Origin of the sequence: Streptomyces bauhiniae (assembly GCF_004784475.1) — a bacterium.
Taxonomy (GTDB): Bacteria; Actinomycetota; Actinomycetes; order Streptomycetales; family Streptomycetaceae; genus Streptomyces; species Streptomyces seoulensis.
Genome location: NZ_SRRT01000001.1, coordinates 1,012,389 through 1,034,844, shown reverse-complemented (window position 1 = coordinate 1,034,844; position 22,456 = coordinate 1,012,389). Strand labels below are relative to the sequence as shown.

The window sequence follows — 22,456 nt, the reverse complement described above, 5'->3', positions numbered from 1 at the left end:
CAACACCGCCCCCACCCCCGGCAGTGGCCGGGGTGGGGGCGGTGGAGGTGCGAGGGGAGGGGCAGCGGGGACTTGGCCCCTCTCCTCGGATCAGGGGGGCGGTCAGCCCATCTCTTCCAGGGTCTTGCCCTTCGTCTCCTTGACGAACTTCAGGACGAAGGGGATGGAGAGCGCGGCGAAGATCGTGTAGATCACGTACGTGCCGGAGAGGTTCCAGTCGGCCAGCGACGGGAAGCTCGCGGTGATGGCCCAGTTGGCGATCCACTGCGCGGACGCGGCGACACCGAGCGCGGCGGCGCGAATCCGGTTCGGGAACATCTCGCCGAGGAAGACCCAGACCACGACGCCCCAGGAGAGCGCGAAGAACAGGACGAAGAGGTGGGCGGCGACGAGCGCGACCCAGCCCTGCGTCGCGGGCAGCTTGCCGTCGACGAGGTGGTACGAGAACGCCCACGCTTCCAGCGCCAGACCGACGACCATGCCGACCGAGCCGATGAGGGCCAGCGGCTTACGCCCGATCCGGTCCACGAAGATCATGGCGATCACGGTGCCGATGATGTTGATGATCGACGTCGTGAAGGAGTACAGGAAGGAGTCCGTCGGGTCGACACCGACCGACTGCCACAGCGTCGAGGAGTAGTAGAACGCGACGTTGATGCCGACGAACTGCTGGAAGACCGAGAGGCCGATACCGACCCAGACGATCGGCTTGAAGAAGAAGCTGCCGCCGAGCAGGTCCTTGAAGGACGACTTGTGCTCGGACTTCATCGCGTGCTCGATCTCGTTGACCCGCGCGTCGAGGTCGACACCCTTGCCCTCGACCTCGGCCAGGATCTCGCGGGCGCGCTCACGCTTGCCGACGGAGAGCAGGAAGCGCGGGGACTCGGGGATGGCGAAGGAGAGCAGGCCGTACAGGACGGCCGGGATCACCATGACGCCCAGCATGACCTGCCAGACCTCGAGGCCCATCAGCTTGCCGCGCTGGTCGCCGCCGGCGGCGTTCAGCAGGCCCCAGTTGACGAGCTGGGAGACGGCGATGCCGATAACGATCGCGGCCTGCTGGAAGGAGCCGAGCCGGCCGCGGTACGCCGGCGGGGCGACCTCGGCGATGTAGGCCGGGCCGATGACCGAGGCCATACCGATGGCGAAACCGCCGATGATGCGCCAGAAGGCGAGGTCCCACAGCGCGAACGGAAGGGCGGAGCCCACCGCGCTGATGGTGAAGAGGACGGCGGCGATCTGCATGCAGCGGATACGGCCGATCCGGTCGGCTATGCGGCCGGCGGTGGCGGCGCCGATGGCGCAGCCGATCAGCGCGATGGCGATGACCTGGGCGAGGGCGGCCGAGCCCACGTCGTACCGGTCCCGGATGGCCTCGACGGCGCCGTTGATCACGGAGCTGTCGTAGCCGAACAGGAAACCACCCATCGCGGCGGCGGCCGCGATGAAGATGACGTGCCCGAGATGTTCGGGATGAGCCGAACGGGCTCCTGGCTGGGGTGCCTGCGCTGTGCTGGTCACGTGTAACTCCTCGGGCCACGGCAACGCTGCCGGGTGGGGGCGAGCCCTTCCAGGTTCCAGTGGCGCACAACTTGGCGCCACTTACACCTGAAGGTAAAAGCAACGTTGCAGAGACTATGCCTTCAAGTTTCGAAGTCAATACCTGGATGGCTGTGACTTAAGAGATACGCGCGCGCCGAAGTTGTTCAAGAAGTAAACGCACACGTATTCGATCTTGAAACGCCGGCTAGCGCAGCCGCTGCGAGATGACCTTCGACACACCGTCACCCTGCATCGAGACGCCGTACAACGCGTCGGCCACCTCCATGGTGCGCTTCTGGTGCGTGATCACGACGAGCTGCGAACTCTCCTGCAGCTCCCGCATGATCCCGATCAGCCGCTGGAGGTTGGTGTCGTCCAGGGCCGCCTCGACCTCGTCCATGACGTAGAACGGGCTGGGGCGGGCCTTGAAGATCGCCACCAGCAGGGCGACGGCCGTCAGCGACCGCTCCCCGCCGGACAGCAGGCTCAGCCGCTTCACCTTCTTCCCCGGCGGCCGCGCCTCCACGTCCACGCCCGTGGCCAGCATGTCGTCCGGGTCGGTCAGCACCAGCCGGCCCTCGCCGCCGGGGAAGAGCCGGGAGAAGACGCCCTCGAACTCGCGGGCGGTGTCCCGGAACGCCTCGGTGAAGACCTGCTCGACCCGTTCATCGACCTCCTTCACCACCCTCAGCAGATCCGTCCGCGTCTTCTTCAGGTCCTCCAGTTGCTCACTGAGGAACTTGTGCCGCTCTTCCAGCGCCGCAAACTCCTCCAGCGCCAGCGGATTCACCTTGCCGAGCTGCTGGTAGGCCCGCTCGGCCGCCTTCAGCCGCTTCTCCTGCTCCGCGCGGTGGAAGGGACGCGGCTGGTTACGGGGGTGTTCGGGGTCCTCCGGCAGCTCCTCGCCGTCCGCCGGGAGCGAGGGCGGCACCGGCTGGAGGGGGCCGTACTCCGCGACGAGGCCCTCCGGCTCGACCCCGAGTTCGTCCAGCGCCCTGGCCTCCAACTGCTCGATCCTGAGCCGCTTCTCCGCGCCGAGCACCTCGCCCCGGTGTACCGAGTCCGTCAACTTGTCGAGTTCCGCCTTGAGTTCGCGTCCCGTAGCGCGCGCGTCGGCCAACTCCTTTTCGCGTACGGCCTTCGCGGCCTCGGCGGCGTCGCGCTCGCGCTGGGAGCGGGCGAGGGAGACCTCGATGTGGGCCAGCAGTTGCCGGGCGCCGTCCGCGACCGCACCGGCGACCGCCGCCTCGTGGCGCAGCCGGGCCCGCCGCCGCTCCGCACGCGCGCGTGCCTCTCGCTCCGCGCGCGCGGCCCGGTCCAGCGAGTCGGCCCGCCCGGCGAGCCCCTTGACCCGCTCCTCGTGCGTTCGGACCTGCAGGCGCGCCTCCATCTCGGTCTGCCGCGCGTTGGCCCCGTCGGCGGAGAGCCGGTCGCGTACGGAGGTGTCGGGCTCCTCCTCGGCCGGCATCTCCTCGGCCGCGGCCAGCCGCTCGGCCAGTTCCTCCGCCTCGGCGACGGCCCGCTCCAGCGCCTCCTGCGCCCGTGCGGCCGCCGCCGCCGACCGCTCGGCCTCCCCCGCGGCCCCGCGCGCCTGCCCGGCGAGCCGGCCGAGCTGCTGGGCGACGTCCGTCTTCTCCCGGTCGGCGGCCCGCCGCCGCTCCCCCAGCTCATCCACGAGCGCCACGGCCTCGGCCCGCATCCCGGCCGCCTCCTCCTGCGCCCGCCCCAACTCCTCGCACCGCCCGGCCAGCTCCGCCAGCGCACCGGCCGCCTCGTCCACAGCCGCCTGCACCTCCAGCAGACTCGGCGCCCCGGCCGACCCACCCTGCGCGAAGTGGGCCCCGAGCAGGTCCCCCTCGGCGGTAACGGCGACCAACTCAGGCCGCGCATACACAACCGCCTCCGCCTCCTCCAACGTCCCCACCACAACGATCCCCCGCAGCAGCCGCCGCACGGCGGGCACCAGCTCACCGGGCCCCCGCACGAGGTCAGCGGCAAAGGGATGCCCTCCGGGGGCGGGGGTATGTCCTTCACCCGGCCGCAGACCGCTCTCCTCCGGACCCCCCGCCACCAGCAGCGACGCCCGGCCCGCCTCCTCCTTGTGGAGGTGGCGGATGGCTTCGACGGCTGCGGCGGGGGTCGTGACGGCGAGGGCGTCGGCGGAGGTGGACAGGGCTGCGGCGAGGGCCGTTTCGTGGCCGGGGGTGACGGTGAGGAGTTCGGCGGTGGGGCCGAGGATGCCGGTGAGGCGGTCGCGGGCGGCGAGGAGGGCGCCGGTGCCGTCCTTGCGGCGCAGGCCAAGCGCGAGGGCGTCGTGGCGGGCGCGCAGCGCGGCCCGTTCGCGTTCGGCGCCGGTGACGGCGTCGCGGGCGGCGCCGAGCGCGGCCTCCGCCTCGGCGAGCCGGAGCCTGGCCGCCTCGTACCGTTCCGCGAGGTCGGCGTCGTCCGCGTCGAGCCCGTCGACCTCGGCCTTCAGGGTCTCGTACTCCTCCTGGGCCCGGACCGCGCGTTCCTGGGCCTCGTCGCGGCCGGCGGCGAGGCGGTCGATCTCGGCCTGGGCGGAGGCGGCGCGGGAGCGGGCGGCGCCGACCTGGCCGGACAGCCGGGCGAGGCCCTCGCGACGGTCGGCGATGGCCCGCGCGACGTCCTTGAGGCGCCGTTCCTCGGCGGTGAGCGCGCTCTCCAGTTCGGCGCGATGGGCGACGGTGTCGTCGAGGGCGTGCCGGGCCGCCTCCAGGGCGGCTTCCAGCTCGGCCTCCTGCTCCCGGACGCGGGCGGCCTCGCGCTCCAGGTCCTCGGGGTCACGCCCGCGCCGTTCCTCGGGGGGCGCGGAGGTGGCGCTGCGCACGCGGGCCTCGGCGAGGGAGACGGTGCCGCGTACCCGCTCGGCCAGTTGGGACAGCTCGTAGAAGGTCTGCTGGGCGCGCTGGAGGCGGGGCGCGAGCCGGCGTACCTCGTCCTCCAACTGGGCCTCGCGCTGGAGGGCCTGGCGCAGTTCGCGTTCGGCCGTGTCCTTGCGCTCCTTCAGCGCGGCCTCGTCGGCGATCTCGGCGCCGAGGGCCTGGCGGAGCCGTACGAGGTCGTCGGCGAGGAGGCGGAGGCGGGCGTCGCGCAGGTCGGCCTGGATGACGGCGGCGCGGCGGGCGACAGCGGCCTGGCGGCCGAGCGGCTTGAGCTGGCGGCGGAGTTCGTCGGTGAGGTCCTGCACGCGCGCGAGGTTGGCCTTCATCGCGTCCAGCTTCCGCAGCGCCTTCTCCTTGCGCTTGCGGTGCTTCAGGACGCCCGCGGCCTCCTCGATGAAGGCACGCCGGCCCATGGGATCGGCGTGCAGGACCGAGTCGAGCTGGCCCTGCCCGACGATCACGTGCATCTCCCGGCCGATGCCGGAGTCGGAGAGGAGTTCCTGGATGTCCAGCAGCCGGCAGGTGTCGCCGTTGATCTGGTACTCGCTGCCGCCGTTGCGGAACATGGTCCGCGTGATGGTGACCTCGGCGTACTCGATGGGCAGCGCGCGGTCGGAGTTGTCGATGGTGAGGGACACCTCGGCGCGACCCAGCGGCGGACGGCCGGTGGTGCCGGCGAAGATGACGTCCTCCATCTTGCCGCCGCGCAGCGACTTCGCGCCCTGCTCGCCCATGACCCAGCTCAGCGCGTCCACGACGTTGGACTTGCCCGAGCCGTTCGGGCCGACGACGCACGTGATGCCCGGCTCGAAGCGGAGCGTGGTCGCGGAGGCGAACGACTTGAAGCCGCGGAGGGTCAGGGCCTTGAGATGCACGCATCCGGACTTTACCGGGCAGGCGGTATCTCACTCCATGAACACTCGCAACCCCACGGTTTCGCCCAAGTGCGCGAAGGGCACACCATTTGTTGAAGAGGCTGAAAGGATGCGCGGGGGAAAGAACTGAGGGACGCCGAAGCGTCCCTATGGACTCGGACAGGCGGGCCTCGCCGTCCGGGTCTGCTTGAAGCGACTGCTGTCGTGGAGCGATGCAGTGATCAGGTGAGCGCAGGCTCCGCCTGGTGTGCGTCGATGCTCTCCATGATCCTGTCCTGAGAAGCGGCAGCCGTCAGCGCGTCGTTCTCCGACTGAATCCGAGTCAGCTCGGATTCCAGATCCTGTACGCGCTGCTGGAGCCGTCGCATCTCGGCGAGGAGTCGCGGGTCGGAGCCGCCGACGTAACCGAGAAGCGCCTTTGCCATGATGGATGGTCCTCCACACTGAGTGACCGACCGAAGCGGTTGGGTCGTGAGGGATTCGCACCCGGCATGCCTGGCACACGCTGGTGTTGCACTGCCGTTCGTCATGCCAAACAGCCAAGATGCGCGGGGCTTTCAGCGTCTCACCAAAAAGTTTGACGGTCAACACGATCACACCCCGTATTGGGGGGCGAACCCGCGGCGCGCGGCCGGTGGACGGCGGCGCTGCTGCTTGTACGGGGCCCTCGGGGCGTGACGATCAGGTGTACCTCGGGAGCCTGCCACGTGGAGCCGTTCTTGGCAACCACCAGCCTCTTTCCGCTCCGGGGACCCCCGTCCGGCACCCTCGCGGAGGGGGTCCGGAGGGGTCTCGCGGGTACCGGGTCAGCGGATGGCGAAGCCGTCGTATCCGCCGCGGGGTGTGTCCCAGATCTCGGTGACACCATCGACCCGTCCGGGCGTGTCGGCGCCCTGGAGCCAGTCGAGCAGCCCCTCACAGCCGTCGCGGGGCCCCTCGGCGACCACTTGGACCCGTCCGTCGGCCAGATTGAGAGCAAAACCACTCAGCCCGCCGATCTCCAGCGCCCTGGCACGCGTGAACCAGCGGAAACCCACTCCCTGGACCTGTCCGCGCACCCAGGCCACCAGCCGTACTTCCTCACTCATGGCTGCAACCTAACCGCCGGATGTCCCGCGAGGCACACCCTGCCCCAGTGGCATGCGGTACCGTCCCGGTCCAATGACTCTCATCTGAAACTCACTCGATCGAGTGAGTTGGATCGGCCGGGGGGAATCCGCCGCAACCCGGCGTCGGCCGACCGCGAGAACGAGGAATGGGGCAGGGCATGGGACGCCATCGACGATCCGGCACCACGATCACGGAGCCGGAGTCGTACGAACCCAGGGGCACCGCGTCGTACCAGCGGCCGCAGGCGTACGCGGCGACCGCAGCCCGCAGCACGGACTATCTGTACGCCACCGACGACGAGCGCCGGGCCCTGGAGGCCGACTTCGCCGCGACGGTCGGCACGAAGCAGCGCGGCCACCGGCGCGCCAAGAAGGCCGCCACCCCGGTGCGTACGGGCCTGCTGGGCGTCTCCGCCGCCGTCGCCCTCGGCACGGCGGCCGTCGCCACCGGCGCGGTGCCCGGTCTGCAGAACTACCGGCTCGGCGGCGGCACCAGCAGCGGCCCCGGCGAGACCGTGCAGGCGGTGGGCGCCCCCGGCAACGCGGCCAGCGAGCAGGGCGGTGCCTCCGGCAGCGCGGACACCCCGAGCAGCCCCGCCACGGGCGGCCGGCAGAGCACGGCCCCGGCGTCCCCGGCCCCGTCCGCCCCGGCGTCGGCCCCCACCTCGCAGGCCCCGGCGCCCGCCAAGCCGGCCCCCTCCAAGCCGGCCGCGGACCCCAAGCCCGACCCGAAGCCGACCGAGTCCCAGCCCAAGGCGCCGGCCCCGAAGCCGAAGGCCCCCGAGACCTCGGCGCCGGTCACGGTGTCCGCGCAGGCGGCCGCCGAGGCGGAGGTGCTGCGGCTGGTCAACGTCGAGCGGGCGAAGGTCGGTTGCACCCCGGTCGCGGCGAACTCGGCACTCACCGGGCTCGCCGAGGCGTTCAGCGGCGACATGGCCGCCCGCGACTTCTTCGACCACACCGACCCCGACGGCGCCACCCCCTGGGACCGCGCCGCGAAGGCCGGCATAACGGGCCTCGGCGGCGAGAACATAGCCCGCGGCCAGTCCGACGCCGCCGCCGTCATGGAAGCCTGGATGAACAGCCCCGGCCACCGAGCCAACATCCTCAACTGCGACTTCAAAACCCTCGGCGTAGGCGTCCACATGGCCGCGGGCGGCCCTTGGTGGACCCAGGACTTCGGCTACTGAACACCGGGCGCTAACCATTGGTTAGTGCAACCTGGCGGTTAGCGCACCCCTCACCTACTCTGAAGGCATGAGCGGGAGCATTCAGGAGCCGGTGGTCGAGGACTGTGCCTTCGATGTGTTCGCCCGGGCCTGTCCGTCGCGGGGGACCTTGGAGCATGTCACCGGGCGGTGGGGTGGGCTGGCGCTGGGGGCGTTGTACGAGGGGTCGTTGCGGTTCAATGAGTTGCGGCGGCGGGTGGACGGGGTCAGCGAGAAGATGCTGTCCCAGACGCTCCAGGCACTGGAGCGGGACGGGCTGGTGCACCGGGAGGCACAGCCGGTCAACCCGCCCCGCGTGGACTACGAACTCACCGACCTCGGCCGCAAGGTCGCCGAGCGCCTGCTCGCCCTCATCCACTGCGTGGAGGGCGCCATGGACGAGGTCCTCACCGCCCGCGCCCGCTACGACGAGACGCGCGGCGCCCGCTGACACTTGGGGCAGAAGTAGCTGGACCGGTTCATCCACGGGCGCCGCAGCATCGGCATACCGCAGCGGCGGCAGGGCAGGCCCTCGCGGCCGTAGGCGTCCAGGGAGCGGTCGAAGTAGCCGGACTCGCCGTTGACGTTGACGTAGAGGCTGTCGAAGCTGGTGCCGCCGACCGCGAGGGCCGCGTTCATCACGTCCCGTACGTGGCCGAGGAGTTCGGCGGTGACCGGGCGGGTGAAGGTGGCCGTGGGGCGTTCGTAGTGCAGGCGGGAGCGCCACAGCGCCTCGTCCGCGTAGATGTTGCCGACGCCGCTGATCAGCGACTGGTCCAGCAGGGCCCGCTTGATCGTGGTGCGCTTGCGCCGCAGGGCTTGGTGGAACACCTCGTCGTCGAAGACCGGGTCCAGCGGATCGCGGGCGATGTGCGCGATCACGTCGGGCAGGCCCTCGGCGGTGTTGTCGTGCAGCGAGAGCCCGCCGAAGGTGCGCTGGTCCACGAAGCGCAGCTCGGTGTCCAGTTCGTCGGCGAACCGGACCCGTACCCGCAGATGCTTCTCGTCCGGCGCCGCGTGCGGCTGCACCAGCAACTGGCCGCTCATCCCGAGGTGGGCGAGAACGGACTGCCCGGTGTCCGCGAGCGGCAGCCACAGGTACTTGCCGCGTCGGCTGGGCGTACCGAACCGGTGCCCCTTCAGCCGGTGCGCGAAGTCGTCGGCCCCCGCAAGATGCCGCCGCACCGCCCGCGGATGCAGCACCTCGGCCTCGGCGACGGTACGCCCCCCGACCCACCGCTCAAGACCCCGCCGGACGACCTCGACCTCGGGCAACTCGGGCATCGCAACCCCCTGTGGAAAACCGTTGGGAAGAACCGAGCGCCCGCCCCCGACGGACGGGGGCGGGCGCTCGGGATGTGCTTGGTCAGGCGGTGGCGGACGACGGTGTGTCGTCCGGGGCGGCCTCGGCCTCGACGGCCTTCGCCGTCCGGGCGCGCTCGTCCGCGGCGGCCTTGATGGCCCGCCAGGCGGACTCGGCGGCCTGCTGCTCCGCCTCCTTCTTGCTGCGGCCGGTGCCGGTGCCGTACGAGACGCCCCCGACGCGGGCAGCAGCAGTGAAGGTCTTCTCGTGGTCGGGACCGGTCTCCGTGACCAGGTACTCGGGCACGCCGAGCCCCTCGATCGCGGTGAGCTCCTGGAGACTGGTCTTCCAGTCCAGGCCGGCTCCGAGGTTCGAGGACTTCTCGATCAGCGGGTCGAAGAGCCGGTGGACCAGCTCGGACGCCGCGTCGAGGCCCTGATCGAGATAGACCGCGCCGATCACCGCTTCCAGGGTGTCGGCGAGGATGGACGCCTTGTCCCGGCCGCCAGTGCCCTCTTCACCACGGCCGAGCCGGATGAAGGAACCCAGGTCGAGGCCACGGCCGACCTCCGCCAGCGCACGCGAGTTGACCACCGCGGCCCGCAACTTGGCCAATTGGCCTTCGGGCAGGTCGGGGTGGATGCGGTACAGCGTGTCCGTGACGACGAGACCGAGCACGGAGTCCCCGAGGAACTCCAGCCGCTCGTTCGTCGGCAGGCCGCCGTTCTCGTACGCGTAGGAACGGTGGGTCAGCGCACGCACCAGAAGGGCGGACTCGACGTGGTAGCCGAGCCGCCCTTCCAGAAGCGTGTGGGACGAGGCCATGTTCTCCGCCTTGCCGTTCCCGCGTCGGCGGGAAGCGTTGGCTTCGGCGTCTTCCACCTTCTTGGCAGTGGACACAGTGCCTCTCACCGGCCGCTCAGACCTCGAGGACCTGGCGCTTGTTGTAGGTGCCGCAAGACGGGCACGCGATGTGCTGCTGCTTGGGCTCGTGGCAGCGCTCGCACGCAACCAGGGTGGGGACCGCAGCCTTCCACTGCGACCGGCGGTGGCGCGTGTTGCTGCGCGACATCTTCCGCTTCGGAACAGCCACGGCTACTTCTCCTGCTTCTCGTCGGCACGTGCTGATCGAGGCACGTCGCCGCTCATCTCGTCCTTCTCGCCGTCCGACATGGTGTCGGCGAGTCCCTGCAATGCCGCCCAACGGATGTCGACGGCGTCGTGGTGGTGGTCCGGGTCGTCCGTGAGCCGCGCTCCGCATTCGGAACATAGACCCTGACAGTCGTCCTGGCACACCGGCTGCATCGGCAGTGCGAGCACCACCGCATCCCGCAGCAGAGGTTCGAGGTCGATCAAGCCGTCCTCGATGTACTGCCTGTCCTCGTCGTCCTCGGCGTCGTCGCCCGGTTCCGCGATCACGCGGCCACGGTCGTCGGCGTCAGGGTACGAGAACATTTCCTGGAAGTCCGCTTCGAGCTCCAGCCCGACCGGCTCCAGACACCTTACGCACTCCCCCTTGGCCGATGCACGGGCGGTGCCTGTGACAAGCACCCCTTCCATGACCGACTCCAGACGGAGGTCCAGCTCGAGCGGGGCGCCTTCCGGCACTCCGACGACGCCCTCGATACCGAGGTCCCGGGGGGCGTCGACCTCGCGGGTCAGGCGCTGCATCGCACCAGGCCGCCGGCCCAGCTCGTGGGTGTCGATCACGAGGGGGTTGCGGTGGTCGAGGCGTGCGTTGGAAGCCATTCCTGCTTTCGGTCCGAGCTAGGAGGGACGCGGCCCGACGGTTCTTCCGGGCAGCGCGGATCGCGGGGATACACGCGACCGAACAGCCAGGATACTGGACCTTTCGCTCAGGGCCCAATCGGGTCCCCGCGCGACTACAGCCCGCGTCCCTGCTCGTACGCCCGGAGCTGCTCCGCGCTGATCATGCCGGTGTCGAAGAGGCTGGTCTCGTCCAGGGCGTAGTCCTGCTGCGCCTGCCCCTGCTGCTGGCCTTGCTGCTGGTTCGGGTCGTACGGCGCCTGCTGGGCGTCGTAGCCGTGGAAGGCGCCGTCGGCCTGCGGGGCGTAGCCGTTGGGGGCCGCGTACGGGTCCTGCTGGTAGCCGTACGCCTCCTGCGGGGCGTAGCCGGGCTGCGCGGGGTAGGCCGCCGGGTAGGCGTCGGGCTGCTGGTAGCCGTACGTCTCCTGCGGCTCGTACACCGGTTCCTGGGCCGGGGCCGGGGCGCGCTGGGCCGGGGCGGGCGGGGTGTCGGCGAGGGCGGCGAGGTCGGCCAGGTAGTCGGCGTCGCTGGAGTGCTGGAAGGTCGTGGTGTCGTCCGCGAGGGCGCCGAGGTCGTCGGTGGCGATCCGGCCGTGCAGCTTCTGCCGGCCGCGGTGGACGGCCTCCAGGGTCTTGGCGAGCACCGCCTCGAAGGCACCGAGCTTGACGTCGACGTAGGCGTCCGCGTCGTGGCGCAGGGTCTCCGGGTCCTGGCTGCGCTCGGGGGCCTCCTCGTCCTCGTAGCCGTGCTCGTCCAGGCCGGGGCCGGTGCCGAGCAGCTTCTCGCGGCCGCGGCCGACCGAGCCGAGGGTCTTGGTGAGGACGACCTCGAAGTTGGCGAGCTTGGAGTCGACGTAGTCGTCGGCGTCCGCGCGGACCTGCTCGGCCTCGGCGCGGGCCTCGGCCAGGATGCGGTCGGCCTCGGCCTGGGAGTGGCGGGCGACCTCGGTGCCGGCGATCAGGCTGCCGCGCTCGGCGTGCGCGGTCTCGATGATCCGCTCGGCCTCCTGGCGGGCCTGCTCGACCATCTGCTCGCGGCCCCCGATCAGCTCCTGGGCCTGTTCGAGGGAGCCGGGCAGCGCCTGGCGGACCTCTTCGAGCAGCGCGAGCAGTTCCGCGCGGTTGACCACGCAGGAGGCCGACATGGGCATGGACCGGGCACCGGAGACCGCCGAGACGATCTCGTCGAGCTTGTTCTGGACGTCCACCTGGCTCGCCACTCTCTACTGCTGTGTTGGAGACGGACGGGACGACTGTACGGCCATGGGGCGGCCGTCCGACACCGGGTGACGTGTTGTCACCTCGCCCGGTCGCCTCCTCGGTCGCGTCCCCGTGGCTCAGTCCTTCCGGAGCCGGTCGCCGAGCGCCGCGAGCACCTGCGGGGGCACCAGGTGGGAGACGTCGCCGCCCCAGGCCGCGACCTCCTTGACCAGCGAGGAGGAGAGGAAGCTGTAGGTGGGGTTGGTCGGCACGAACAGCGTCTCCACGCCGGTGAGGCCGTTGTTCATCTGGGCCATCTGCAGCTCATAGTCGAAGTCGCTCACCGCGCGCAGGCCCTTGACGATGGCGGGGATGTCGCGGTCCTTGCAGAAGTCAACGAGGAGGCCGTGATGGGCCTCGACGCGGACGTTGGCGTACTCGGCGGTGACCTCGCGGATCAGGCCGATCCGCTCGTCCACGTCGAACAGGCCCTTCTTGGAGGTGTTGATCATCACCGCGACGAACACCTCGTCGTACAGGCGGGAGGCGCGGGCGATGATGTCGAGATGTCCGTTGGTGATCGGGTCGAACGATCCGGGACAGACGGCGCGGCGCACGGGAGATCCCTCGCTCTCGGGTCCGGTCATCGTGCGTCTTCGCACGGTGAGGCGGCGCGACCGTACCAAAACGTTCCCTCGCCGTAGCGACGGGACCGGATCGGCTCGAACCCCTCCGGCCAGTGGAATTCGCCCCCTCTGGTGCTTCGCTCCACGGTGACGAGGGCTTCGGCGGTCAGCCAGCCCCCGGAGCGGAGTGTGAGGAGGATCTCGCGGAGATCGTCGTCCGAGACGGCGTACGGGGGGTCGAGGAAGGCCAGGTCGTAGGGGGCGGCGGGGGGTGCGGTACGGATGACTTGTTCCGCTTTGCCCGCCCGGACTTCGGCGCCGGGGAGGCCCAGGGATCGGACGTTGTCGCGGACGGTTTTCGCGGCGCGGGCGTCTGCCTCCACGAGGAGGGTGTGGGCCGCGCCGCGGCTCAGTGCCTCCAGGCCGACCGCGCCGGAGCCGGCGTAGAGGTCGAGGACTCGTTCGCCGTTGAGGGGGGTGCCGAGGAGGGATTGCCAGGTGGAGAAGAGGGCTTCGCGTGCGCGGTCTGATGTGGGGCGGGTGCCGGTCCCTGGCGGGACGGCCAGGCGGCGTCCGCCTGCGGTGCCGGCGATCACGCGGGTCATGTGAGGGTCCTTCTTCTGCGGGGGCGTTCTTCTATTTTCGCAGGTGGTGGGGGGTTCTTGTGGTGCGGTGGCGGGTGCGGGTGCGCTGTGGTCGATCGCGCAGTTCCCCGCGCCCCTTAACGGAAATCCAGCTCAGCCCTTTTCCAGGTACTGCTCTCTTTCCTCGTCCAAGAGGGCCTGCAGGGCTGTGCGTAGGCCGGGTAGGCGCTCCAGCTCCGGGTCTGCCTCTACCAGCGCTGTCGCTTCTTCTCTTGCCTCCGTGATGATTTCCTCGTCCTCGATGACCTCCAGGACGCGGAGGCTGGTGCGGGCGCCGGACTGGGCCTGGCCGAGGACGTCGCCCTCGCGGCGTTGTTCGAGGTCGATGCGGGAGAGTTCGAAGCCGTCGAGGGTGGAGGCGACGGCGTTGAGGCGCTGGCGGGCGGGGCTGGCCTCGGGCATCTCGCTGACCAGGAGGCAGAGGCCGGGGGCCGAGCCTCGGCCGACGCGGCCGCGGAGCTGGTGGAGCTGGGAGACGCCGAAGCGGTCGGCGTCCATGATGACCATCGCGGTGGCGTTGGGGACGTTGACGCCGACCTCGATGACCGTGGTGGCGACCAGGACGTCCGTCTCCCCGGCGGCGAAGCGGCGCATCACGGCGTCCTTGTCGTCGGGGTGCATCCTGCCGTGCAGCACCTCGACCCTGAGGCCCTGGAGCGGACCGCGGGCGAGCTGGTCGGCGATGTCGAGGACGGCGAGCGGGGGTCGCTTGTCGCCCTCGGTGGCCTTCTTCTCGGCGGCGCTCTCGTCCTCGTCGCCGATGCGGGGGCAGACCACGTACGCCTGGTGGCCGTTCTCGGCCTCCTCGCGGACGCGTTCCCAGGCGCGGGCGAGGAAGTGGGGCTTGTCGGCGGCCGGGACGACATGGGTGGCGATCGGGGAGCGGCCCGCCGGAAGCTGGTCCAGGACCGAGGTCTCCAGGTCGCCGAAGACCGTCATCGCGACCGTGCGCGGGATCGGGGTGGCCGTCATGACGAGGAGGTGCGGGGGCTGTTTGCCCTTGCCGCGCAGGGCGTCGCGCTGCTCGACGCCGAAGCGGTGCTGTTCGTCCACGACGACCAGGCCGAGGTCGTGGAACTGGACCTTGTCCTCGATGAGCGCGTGGGTGCCGATGACGATCCCCGCCTCACCGGTGACGATGTCCAGCAGCGCCTGCCTGCGCGCGGCCGCCCCCATCGACCCGGTCAGCAGCACCACCTTGGTCCCGTGCTCCGACCCGCCCAGCATGCCCCCCTCGGCCAGCTCCCCCATCATCTCGGTGATGGACCGGTGGTGCTGCTGAGCGAGCACCTCGGTGGGCGCGAGCATCGCCGCCTGCCCGCCGGCGTCGACCACGGCGAGCATGGCGCGGAGGGCCACCATTGTCTTGCCCGAGCCCACCTCTCCCTGCAACAGCCGGTGCATCGGGTGGGAGGTGGCGAGGTCATTGAAGATCTCGGCGGAGACGCGCTGCTGGCCTTCGGTGAGGGTGAAGGGGAGGCGGGCGTCGAAGGCGGTGAGGAGGCCGTCGGCCAGGGGGCGGCGGGGGACGGCGGGGAGCTGGGTGTCGGCGTAGCGGCGGCGGGCGAGGGCGACCTGGAGGACGAACGCCTCGTCCCACTTGAGGCGGGCGCGGGCGTCGGCGATGTCGGCCTTGGTGGCGGGGCGGTGGATCTTGACCAGGGCCTCGGGCAGCTCGACCAGGCCGCGCCCCTCGCGCAGGGACCCGGGGAGCGGGTCGACGGCCTCCTGGACGCTGGGCAGCACGGTCTGTACCGCCTTGCCGATCTTCCAGGACTCCAGCTTGGCGGTGGCGGGGTAGATCGGGATGAGGGAGCCGGCCCAGCTCTCCACCGCCTCGTCGCCGTCCTCCGCGTCCTTGTCCAGCAATTCGTACGCGGGGTGCGCGAGTTGGAGGCGGCGGTTGAAGACGGAGACCTTGCCGGAGAACATCGCGCGGGTGCCGGGCAGCAGTTCCTTGTGCGGCTTGTGCACGCCGTTGCCGAAGAAGACCAGTTGGAGGCGGCCGCTGCCGTCGGTGATGGTGACCTCCAGCCGCTGGCCCTTGCCGCGCGGGGCGCGCGAGGAGGCGAAGCTGTGCAGCCGGGCGTCGGCGACCTGGGCGACCACGGTGACGTGCTCGTCCATGGGGAGGTCGGCGAGGTGGGTGAGCTGGCCGCGCTCCTCGTATCTGCGGGGGTAGTGGTGCAGGAGGTCGCCGACGGTGTGCAGGCCGAGGTTCTCGGCCATCACCTTCGCGGTGGCGGGACCGAGCACCTTCTTCAGGGGTTCTCGCAGTGCGGGCACGAGATCCATTGCACACCACACCACCGACATCGCCGTACAGGTGACTCCGCCCGGTCCGCGCGAGATCCCCGAAGTACCTGGTCAGCTCGGCCCTTCGCGCCTAGGATGACGCGCCTCCGGCCATCCCCCGCGGTCACCGCCCCCACAGCACCCCGACCGCCCGACCCCGCGCCGCGCGAAGCCCCCTCCCGCCGGCGCCGTGACGATGGACTCCCAGAACCCTCAGTCATCCCCGCACACCTTCCAGGTCGACCTGCGTGGTCTGGTGGACCTGCTCTCCCAGCACCTGTACTCCAGTCCCAAGGTCTACCTGCGCGAGCTGCTGCAGAACGCCGTGGACGCCGTCACCGCCCGGCGGGCGGAGGAGCCCGGCGCCCCGGCGCGGGTGCGGCTGTTCCCGGACGGGCGGGGCGGGCTCCGGGTGGAGGACAGCGGGATCGGGCTCACCGAGTCGGACGTGCACACCCTGCTGGCGACCATCGGCCGCAGTTCGAAGCGGGCGGAGGGCCTGGAGGAGACCCGATCCGGGTTCCTCGGCCGGTTCGGCATCGGTCTGCTGGCCTGTTTCGTGGTCGCCGAGCGCATCCGCGTGGTCAGCCGCAGCGCTCGTACGCCCGGCGCGCCGCCGGTGGAGTGGACGGCCGCCGACGACGGCTCGTACACCGTGCGCACCCTGCCCGACTCGGCGCACCCGGAACCGGGCACGACCGTGCACCTGGTGGCGCGGCCGGGTGCCGGCGAGTGGCTGGCGCCCGCGCGGGTGCGCACCCTGGCGCGGGACTTCGGCTCGCTGCTGCCATACGACGTACGCGTGGACGACGAGCGGGTCACCGATCTCCCGGCGCCCTGGGACCGCCCCTGGCCGAGCCCGGTGGAGCGGCGGGCGGCGCTGGAGGCGCACTGCCGGGAGCTGTTCGGCTTCACCCCGCTGGACGCGATCACGCTGGACGTGCCGCTGGCCGGGGTGCGCGGAGTGGCGTACGTCCTCCCCTCGGCGGTGAGCCCGGCGCAGCGGGCCACGCACCGGGTGCATCTGAAGGGCATGCTGCTCACCGAGCGCGCCGAACAGCTCCTGCCGGACTGGGCGTTCTTCGTCCGCTGTGTGCTGGACACGGACACGCTGCGGCCCACCGCGTCGCGCGAGGCGCTGTACGAGGACGAGACGCTGGCCGGGGTGCGCGAGGCGCTGGGCGAGCGGGTGCGGGACTGGCTGACGGGGCTCGCGGCGGGTGACCCGGAGCGGCTGTCGGCGTTCCTGGCCGTGCACCACCTCGGGGTGCGGGCGCTGGCCCGGCACGACGGCGAGATGCTGAAGGTCATGCTGCCCTGGCTGCCGTTCGAGACCAGCGACGGGGAGCTGTCGCTGGCGGAGTTCGCGCGGCGGCACCCGGTGGTGCACTTCACCCGGAGCGTCGAGGAGTTCCGCCAGGTCGCGCCGATCGCGGCCGCGCAGGGTGTCGGGGTGGTGAACGGGGGTTACACCTACGACGCGGAGCTGGTGGAGGCGCTGCCGTCGGTGCGGCCGGGCACGGTGGTCGCGGAGCTGGACGCGGACACGGTGACCGCGCATCTGGACTCGGTGGACCCGGCGGCGGAGCTGGCGCTGTCCGGCTTCCTGGCGTCCGCGCGGGCCAGGCTCGATCCGCTGGACTGTGACGTGGTGCTGCGGGCGTTCCACCCGGTGTCGGTGCCCGCGCTGCATCTGGACGACCGGTCGGCGCGGCACGAGCGGGCGCGGGCGGAGGCGGAGGAGCGGGCGGACGATCTGTGGGCGGGCATCCTGGGCTCGCTGCGCGGCACCGCGCCACGCGCCCGGCTGGTGCTGAACCATCTCAACCCGCTGATCCGGCGCGTCGGTTCGCTGACCGACCCGGAGCTGACGGGCACGGCGGCCGAGGCGCTGTACGGGCAGGCGCTGCTGCTGGCGCACCGCCCGCTGCGGCCGGCCGACTCAGCGTTGGTGAACCGGGCGTTCGCCGGACTGCTGGACCGGGCGACGCTCAAGGAGGACGAGGGACGATGAGCCGGATCATGGACTTCGAGGCGCTGCGCCAGGCCATGGCGGAGAACGGAGAGCGGCCGGAGGGCCCGGCACGCAACGCGCGTGCGGAGGAACTCCTCGCCGAGGCCGAGAAGTTGGACATCCCGCTCGCGGTGATCGAGGCGCTCGGCCATCAGGTGAAGGTCTACAGCTACAGCTCGGAGAAGGACCGGGTGTTCGTCCCGTTCGCGCGGCTGCTGCGGATGTGGGACGAGCGGCCGGAGGACTTCGACGCGTACGAGGCGCACGCGCTGCACTGGACGTTCAAGTGGATGACCGCAGGCATGCTGGGCCAGCCGCACATCCCGCTGGCGTCGGTGGAGAACTGGCTCGGCGAGATGGAGCGCCGCTACCGGCTCGCCGGGTACTCCGAACGGGCCGTACGCGCGGCCGAGTTCGGCATCGCCTCGCACATCGGGGACCGGGCGCGGGCCGAGCGGGCGTACACGGCGTGGCTGGCCGCCGACCGGGACGACATGGCCGACTGCCACGCCTGCGAGCTGCGCGGGCAGGGCGGCTGGCAGGCCCGGCAGGGCCGGGACGCGGAGGCGCTGGAGCTGTGGGCGCCGGTGCTGGAGGGCGAGTTCGCCTGTGCGCACGAGCCGCACGGCGTGCTGGCCCGCTCACTGGTTCCGCTGCTGCGGCTTGGCCGGGTGGAGGAGGCGCGCGCCCATCATCTGCGGGGCATCAGGCTGGTGCGGCCGATGGAGAGCATGCGGGACGCGTACGCCGCCCATGTGGAGTTCTGCGCGCTCAGCGGGAACGAGGGGCGCGCTCTGGAGCTGCTGGCGGAGCGGCCCGCGTACTTCACGGACACCGGGCATCCGCGCAGCCTGCTGGAGTTCCTGGCCGTGGTGACGCTGCTGATGGACCGGCTGACCGCGCTCGGGCAGGGCGCCCGGGAGGTGCCGGGCCCGGCCGGGCGGACGTGGACCGCGCGGGAGCTGGCCGTCCACGCGCGCGGGGAGGCGCTGGAGCTGGCCGCGCGGTTCGACGCGCGCAACGGCAGCTCGCACATCGGTGACCTGACCCGCGCCACGATGGCGGCGAAGCCGCTGGTGGAGCGCCTCCCGCTGGGCGTACGGACGACTCCGGCGCCGCCCCCGCCGGCCGACGAGGAGGTCCCGGAGGAGGAGCCGGGGGTGCCCGAGCTGCTGGCGCGGGCGCGGCAACTCTCGGAGACCCTCCAGCCGGACGCCCCGCAGGCATGGGCCGCCCTCGCGCGGGCCGCCGACGGCGCCGGACTCGACGCACGCGCGCGTGCCGAGCTGGCCGACAACGAGGCGATGGTCCAGGGCGCCGACGGCATCCCGCACTTCGAGGAGGCCGCCGCCCTCTACGCGGAGGCGGACGACCCCGGCGAGGCCCTCGCGGCACGCGCGCGTGGAGCGTACGTACGCGCCCTGACCGGCGACACGGAGCCCGCGCGCAAGACGGTCGACGGCCTGTACGACGAGGTGCTCGCGCTGTACGCGGAGGGGGTGACCGGCCCCCGGCAGACGGCGGGGGTGCTGATCAGCCGGGCCCGCGTACTCATGCGGTGCGTCCACGAGGGCGCCCCCGCCGGGGAGGCGGAGCGGGCCGCGCGGGAGGTGCTGGCGTTCGTCGGCGGCCGCACCGGGGACGACGTACGGCTGGTGGCGCGCGGGGCCGAGGCGCGGGCCATGCTGGCGGAACTGGCCGAGCTGGGCGGGGACCTGCCCCGCGCGGCCGACCTGTTCCGGCGGGCGGCTGCCGAGTACACCGGCGCCGGGCTGCCCTGGTTCGCCGTGGAGTACGAGGCGCGGGTGGGCGCGCTGTCCCAGCACCTCGGGGAGCCGGCCGAGGCCGAGCGGGCGCTGCGGTCGGCGCTGGAGCACGGCGGGGCGTATCTGGAGCCGACCGGGCGGGCCCAGCTCCACCTCCAGCTCGCCGAGCTGATCGGGGCGCGGGGCGGCACCGAGGAGGCCGCCGGGCATGCCCTCCAGGCCGCGCACTGGGCGGACGAGGCGGGCGAGAGCGGCACCTTCGGCGCCTGGGGCCGGCATCTGCTGGGCGGCCTGCTGCTGCGCCAGGGGCGCTGGACGGAGGCGGCCGAGGTGCTGGAGTCGGCGCTCGCCGAGCTGTCGGCCGAGGTGCACGGGGACGGCGCGCTGGTGCAGACCCGCTGGTGGCTCGGGGACTGCCTGAGCGAGCTGGGCGAGCACCGTCAGGCGGCCGAGCACCGGCTGCTGGCGGCCGGCATCGCCGAGCACTGGCCGGAGCAGCAGGACCACGCGACGCTGGCCCACCTGGCCGGCGAGTCCCTGGCCGAGGCGGACCTCCCGGCGGAGGCGGACCGGGCGTACGTACGGGCGGGTGAGCTGTGGGAGGCGCTGGGCAACCCGTACTTCACCGTGCGCGCCCTGCGGGCCCGCGCCTGGCTGGCGCCCCGGCTGGACGCGGGAGTGCCGGGGGCGCGGGAGCTGATGGCGCGGGCGGTGCGGGTGTGCGGGGAGGCGCTGGCGGAGGCGGACGACCCGCTGGAGGAGGCCCGGCTGACCACCGAACTCGCGCACACGCACCGCCAGTTCGGGGAGCTGCTGGCCTCGGTGGCAGGGGAGCGCGAGGAGGCGCTGGCGGAGCTGGAGCGATCGGCCGCGCTGTTCGCCCACCTCGGCACGGACGGCCTGCACGGCCGCACCGGCGCCGAACTGGCCGCCGCCGCGCTGGAGGCCGAGCTGGGCCGGACGGCCGGGGCGAGCGCACGCGCGCGTGCCGTACTCGCGGCCTACGAGGACGCCGACGCCACCGACGAAACGGTCCGCCTCCGGCGCGAGACGGCGTCCCGCCTGCTGGACGAGGAGTGACTCCGGCTCCTCAGCTCACTCCACGCCGATGAGCAGCGGCGCGCCCTGCCGGCCGCCCCGGTAGACCACGGTGTCGACGGCGAGGTAGGACTCGCGGACGCGGGCTTCGAGGCGGTCGGCGACGGCCTCGGGAGCGTCGTCGCCGACGACCAGGGTGACCAGCTCGCCGCCCGCCTGCAGCATGCGGTCGAGCACGGTCTCGGCGGTACCGGTGAGGTCGGGGCCGATCACGGCCACGTCGCCGTCGATCAGCCCGAGCACGTCCCCGGCCTGGCAGATCCCGGCCGTGGTCCACGACTGGCGCTCGGCGACGAGCACCTCGGCGTACCGGGTGGCTCCGGCGGCCGAGGTCATCTGGACCACGTCCTCGTCGAACCGGCGCTCCGGTTCGTGCACGGCGAGCGCGGCGATGCCCTGCACCGCCGAGCGGGTCGGGATCAGGGCGACCCGGACGCCCTCGGCGCGTACCTGCTCGGCGGCAGCGGCGGCCGTGTGGCGCAGTTCGGCGTCGTTGGGCAGCAGGACGACCTCGCGGGCGTGCGCGCGCCGGAGGGCCTGGGCCAGCTCCCCGCTGGCGGGCGGCTCACCGGGGCGGGCGAGGACGGTGGTGGCGCCCGCCTCCGCGTACAGCCCGGCCAGCCCCTCGCCGGGCACCACGGCGACGACGGCCCGCTGCGCCGGTTCGCGCGGCGTCCGCTCCCCGCCCGTGTGCACGTCACCGACGGCGAAGTGGGTGATCCTGATCCGGTACGGCCGGCCGGCCTCCACGCCCGCCTCCACGGCGGCACCGGCGTCGTCGACGTGCACATGGACGTTCCACAGCCCGTCGCCGCCGACCACGACCAGGGAGTCGCCGAGGGCGTCGAGCCGTTCCCGGAGCCGGGCCACGGCCGCGTCATCGGCCTCCAGCAGGTAGATGACCTCGTAGGCGGGCCCGCCCTCCCCCACGTGCTCGGGGGCGTCCGGGCAGACCTCGGCCCCGGCCGCCGAGGCGTACGTCTCCTCCGGTACCGCCTCTCCCGTGACCGCCTCCACCAGTGAGGCCAGCACGGTCACCAGACCCCGCCCGCCCGCGTCCACGACGCCGGCGCGGCCCAGCACGGCCAGTTGCCGGGGGGTGGCGGCCAGGGCGGCGCGGGCTCCCGCGTAGGCGGCCAGGACGACGGTCCCGCAGTCGCCCTCGGTCCCGTCGGCGGCGTCGGCGGCGGCCGAGGCGACGGTGAGGACGGTGCCCTCGACCGGGTGGGCCACGGCCTCGCGGGCGGCGTCGGCGGCCCGGCGCAGCGCCGTCCGGAGAAGAACGCCGTCCACGTGAGAGACGTCACTGCCGGTGAGCACCTGGGCCATGCCGCGCAGGAGCTGGGCGAGGATCGTGCCGGAGTTGCCGCGGGCGCCGATCAGGGCGCCGTGGGCCATCGCGCGCAGGGCGTCCGCGAAGGAAGGGCCCCCCTCCTCGTACCCGGCGAACACCGCTTCGACGGCCGCCGTCGCGGACTCCACGGTCAGGTACAGGTTGGTGCCGGTGTCCCCGTCGGCGACGGGATAGACGTTGATCGCGTCGATCTCCTCGCGCGCCCGCCCCAGCGAGCGCAGCGCCAGACCGCACCAGGTGCGCACCGCGAGAGCATCGAGGAATGTCTGCGGCACCTGCGCCACCTGCGCCTCCCTGTGGCTGGACGTGGGACGCAGCGTAGACCGTGGGGCGGCGTCCATAGCGGGAGGGCCGGGCACGGGGTGCCGGGCCACCGTGGTAGTTTCGTTGTACGGAAGCAGTCGTTGTATGCTGCTCCGGTTGCCCGATCCCGGTCGGGCCATTCCCCCTGGCAGCGCCACTGAAAGATCTCAGGTTTTCCTGATCTCGATCCCGGCATGCCGGGATCAACCGTAAGTGCATCTGAAGTCTTTGGAGTGACCCGTGGCTGCCAACTGCGACGTCTGCGGCAAGGGGCCGGGCTTCGGCAACAACATCTCGCACTCGCACCGCCGTACGCCCCGTCGCTGGAACCCGAACATCCAGCGCGTTCGTACTGTGGTCGGCGGGACGCCGAAGCGCGTGAACGCTTGCACCTCGTGCATCAAGGCCGGCAAGGTCTCGCGCTGACGCACAGCTAAGCGCGCGGCCAT

18 protein-coding genes are annotated in these 22,456 nt (G+C 72.2%); 5 read left to right on the top strand and 13 right to left on the bottom strand.

Annotation, left to right across the window (positions count from 1 at the left end):
- Positions 1-102 precede the first annotated feature (102 nt).
- From E5083_RS04880 to E5083_RS04860, 4 genes are all read right to left on the bottom strand, one after another.
- Complete coding sequence (locus E5083_RS04880; protein WP_135784293.1) at positions 103-1,521, bottom strand: sugar porter family MFS transporter; 1,419 nt, start codon at positions 1,519-1,521, stop codon at positions 103-105.
- A gap of 226 nt (positions 1,522-1,747) precedes the next feature.
- Positions 1,748-5,320 carry a chromosome segregation protein SMC gene (gene smc, locus E5083_RS04875; protein WP_135784292.1) on the bottom strand — a complete coding sequence of 1,191 codons (3,573 nt, stop codon included), beginning with the start codon at positions 5,318-5,320 and terminating at the stop codon, positions 1,748-1,750.
- Positions 5,321-5,541: 221 nt separating this feature from the next.
- The gene (locus tag E5083_RS04870; protein ID WP_030808525.1) at positions 5,542-5,745 is read right to left on the bottom strand and encodes a hypothetical protein; all 204 of its coding nucleotides are present in this window, start codon (positions 5,743-5,745) and stop codon (positions 5,542-5,544) included.
- A 381-nt stretch (positions 5,746-6,126) separates the two neighbouring features.
- On the bottom strand, positions 6,127-6,408 hold the full coding sequence (locus E5083_RS04860; RefSeq protein WP_086694401.1) for an acylphosphatase: 282 nt from the start codon (positions 6,406-6,408) through the stop codon (positions 6,127-6,129).
- 179 nt (positions 6,409-6,587) lie between these two features.
- Between E5083_RS04860 and E5083_RS04855 the strand changes: the two genes are divergently transcribed.
- The gene (locus E5083_RS04855; RefSeq protein WP_135784291.1) at positions 6,588-7,619 is read left to right on the top strand and encodes a CAP domain-containing protein; all 1,032 of its coding nucleotides are present in this window, start codon (positions 6,588-6,590) and stop codon (positions 7,617-7,619) included.
- 67 nt (positions 7,620-7,686) lie between these two features.
- Positions 7,687-8,088: a winged helix-turn-helix transcriptional regulator gene (locus tag E5083_RS04850; RefSeq protein ID WP_135784290.1), complete on the top strand. Its 402-nt coding sequence runs from the start codon at positions 7,687-7,689 to the stop codon at positions 8,086-8,088.
- Here the strand turns inward: E5083_RS04850 and mutM are convergent.
- The 8 genes from mutM to recG all read right to left on the bottom strand — a co-directional run bounded on the left by mutM (position 8,061) and on the right by recG (position 15,472).
- Positions 8,061-8,921: a bifunctional DNA-formamidopyrimidine glycosylase/DNA-(apurinic or apyrimidinic site) lyase gene (mutM, locus tag E5083_RS04845; protein ID WP_135784289.1), complete on the bottom strand. Its 861-nt coding sequence runs from the start codon at positions 8,919-8,921 to the stop codon at positions 8,061-8,063. The genes E5083_RS04850 and mutM overlap by 28 nt on opposite strands.
- Before the next feature lie 82 nt (positions 8,922-9,003).
- Positions 9,004-9,852, bottom strand: a complete 849-nt coding sequence (rnc, locus tag E5083_RS04840; protein WP_208753964.1) for a ribonuclease III — start codon at positions 9,850-9,852, stop codon at positions 9,004-9,006.
- A gap of 7 nt (positions 9,853-9,859) precedes the next feature.
- Positions 9,860-10,033 carry a 50S ribosomal protein L32 gene (rpmF, locus tag E5083_RS04835; RefSeq protein ID WP_003951102.1) on the bottom strand — a complete coding sequence of 58 codons (174 nt, stop codon included), beginning with the start codon at positions 10,031-10,033 and terminating at the stop codon, positions 9,860-9,862.
- A gap of 2 nt (positions 10,034-10,035) precedes the next feature.
- Positions 10,036-10,689 (bottom strand): YceD family protein, encoded by a 654-nt coding sequence (locus E5083_RS04830; protein ID WP_086695411.1) that lies wholly within the window; start codon positions 10,687-10,689, stop codon positions 10,036-10,038.
- A gap of 134 nt (positions 10,690-10,823) precedes the next feature.
- Positions 10,824-11,915: a cell division initiation protein gene (locus E5083_RS04825; RefSeq protein ID WP_135784430.1), complete on the bottom strand. Its 1,092-nt coding sequence runs from the start codon at positions 11,913-11,915 to the stop codon at positions 10,824-10,826.
- Between the two features lie 129 nt (positions 11,916-12,044).
- Positions 12,045-12,524, bottom strand: a complete 480-nt coding sequence (gene coaD / locus E5083_RS04820; protein ID WP_030808495.1) for a pantetheine-phosphate adenylyltransferase — start codon at positions 12,522-12,524, stop codon at positions 12,045-12,047.
- 26 nt (positions 12,525-12,550) lie between these two features.
- On the bottom strand, positions 12,551-13,138 hold the full coding sequence (gene rsmD / locus E5083_RS04815) for a 16S rRNA (guanine(966)-N(2))-methyltransferase RsmD (protein ID WP_135784287.1): 588 nt from the start codon (positions 13,136-13,138) through the stop codon (positions 12,551-12,553).
- Positions 13,139-13,270: 132 nt separating this feature from the next.
- Positions 13,271-15,472, bottom strand: coding sequence for an ATP-dependent DNA helicase RecG (recG, locus tag E5083_RS04810; protein ID WP_135784286.1), 2,202 nt, complete (start codon positions 15,470-15,472; stop codon positions 13,271-13,273).
- A 196-nt stretch (positions 15,473-15,668) separates the two neighbouring features.
- Between recG and E5083_RS04805 the strand changes: the two genes are divergently transcribed.
- Complete coding sequence (locus E5083_RS04805) at positions 15,669-17,486, top strand: HSP90 family protein (RefSeq protein WP_135784429.1); 1,818 nt, start codon at positions 15,669-15,671, stop codon at positions 17,484-17,486.
- Entirely contained in the window at positions 17,483-20,332 is a 2,850-nt protein-coding gene (locus tag E5083_RS04800) for a tetratricopeptide repeat protein (protein WP_135784285.1), read from the top strand. The genes E5083_RS04805 and E5083_RS04800 overlap by 4 nt, the downstream gene beginning before the upstream one ends.
- Before the next feature lie 15 nt (positions 20,333-20,347).
- Here the strand turns inward: E5083_RS04800 and E5083_RS04795 are convergent, their stop codons facing one another.
- Positions 20,348-21,988: a DAK2 domain-containing protein gene (locus E5083_RS04795; protein WP_135784284.1), complete on the bottom strand. Its 1,641-nt coding sequence runs from the start codon at positions 21,986-21,988 to the stop codon at positions 20,348-20,350.
- Between the two features lie 259 nt (positions 21,989-22,247).
- On the opposite strand from E5083_RS04795, the gene rpmB reads away from it, so the two are divergent.
- Complete coding sequence (gene rpmB / locus E5083_RS04790) at positions 22,248-22,433, top strand: 50S ribosomal protein L28 (RefSeq protein ID WP_004924906.1); 186 nt, start codon at positions 22,248-22,250, stop codon at positions 22,431-22,433.
- Positions 22,434-22,456 lie beyond the last annotated feature (23 nt).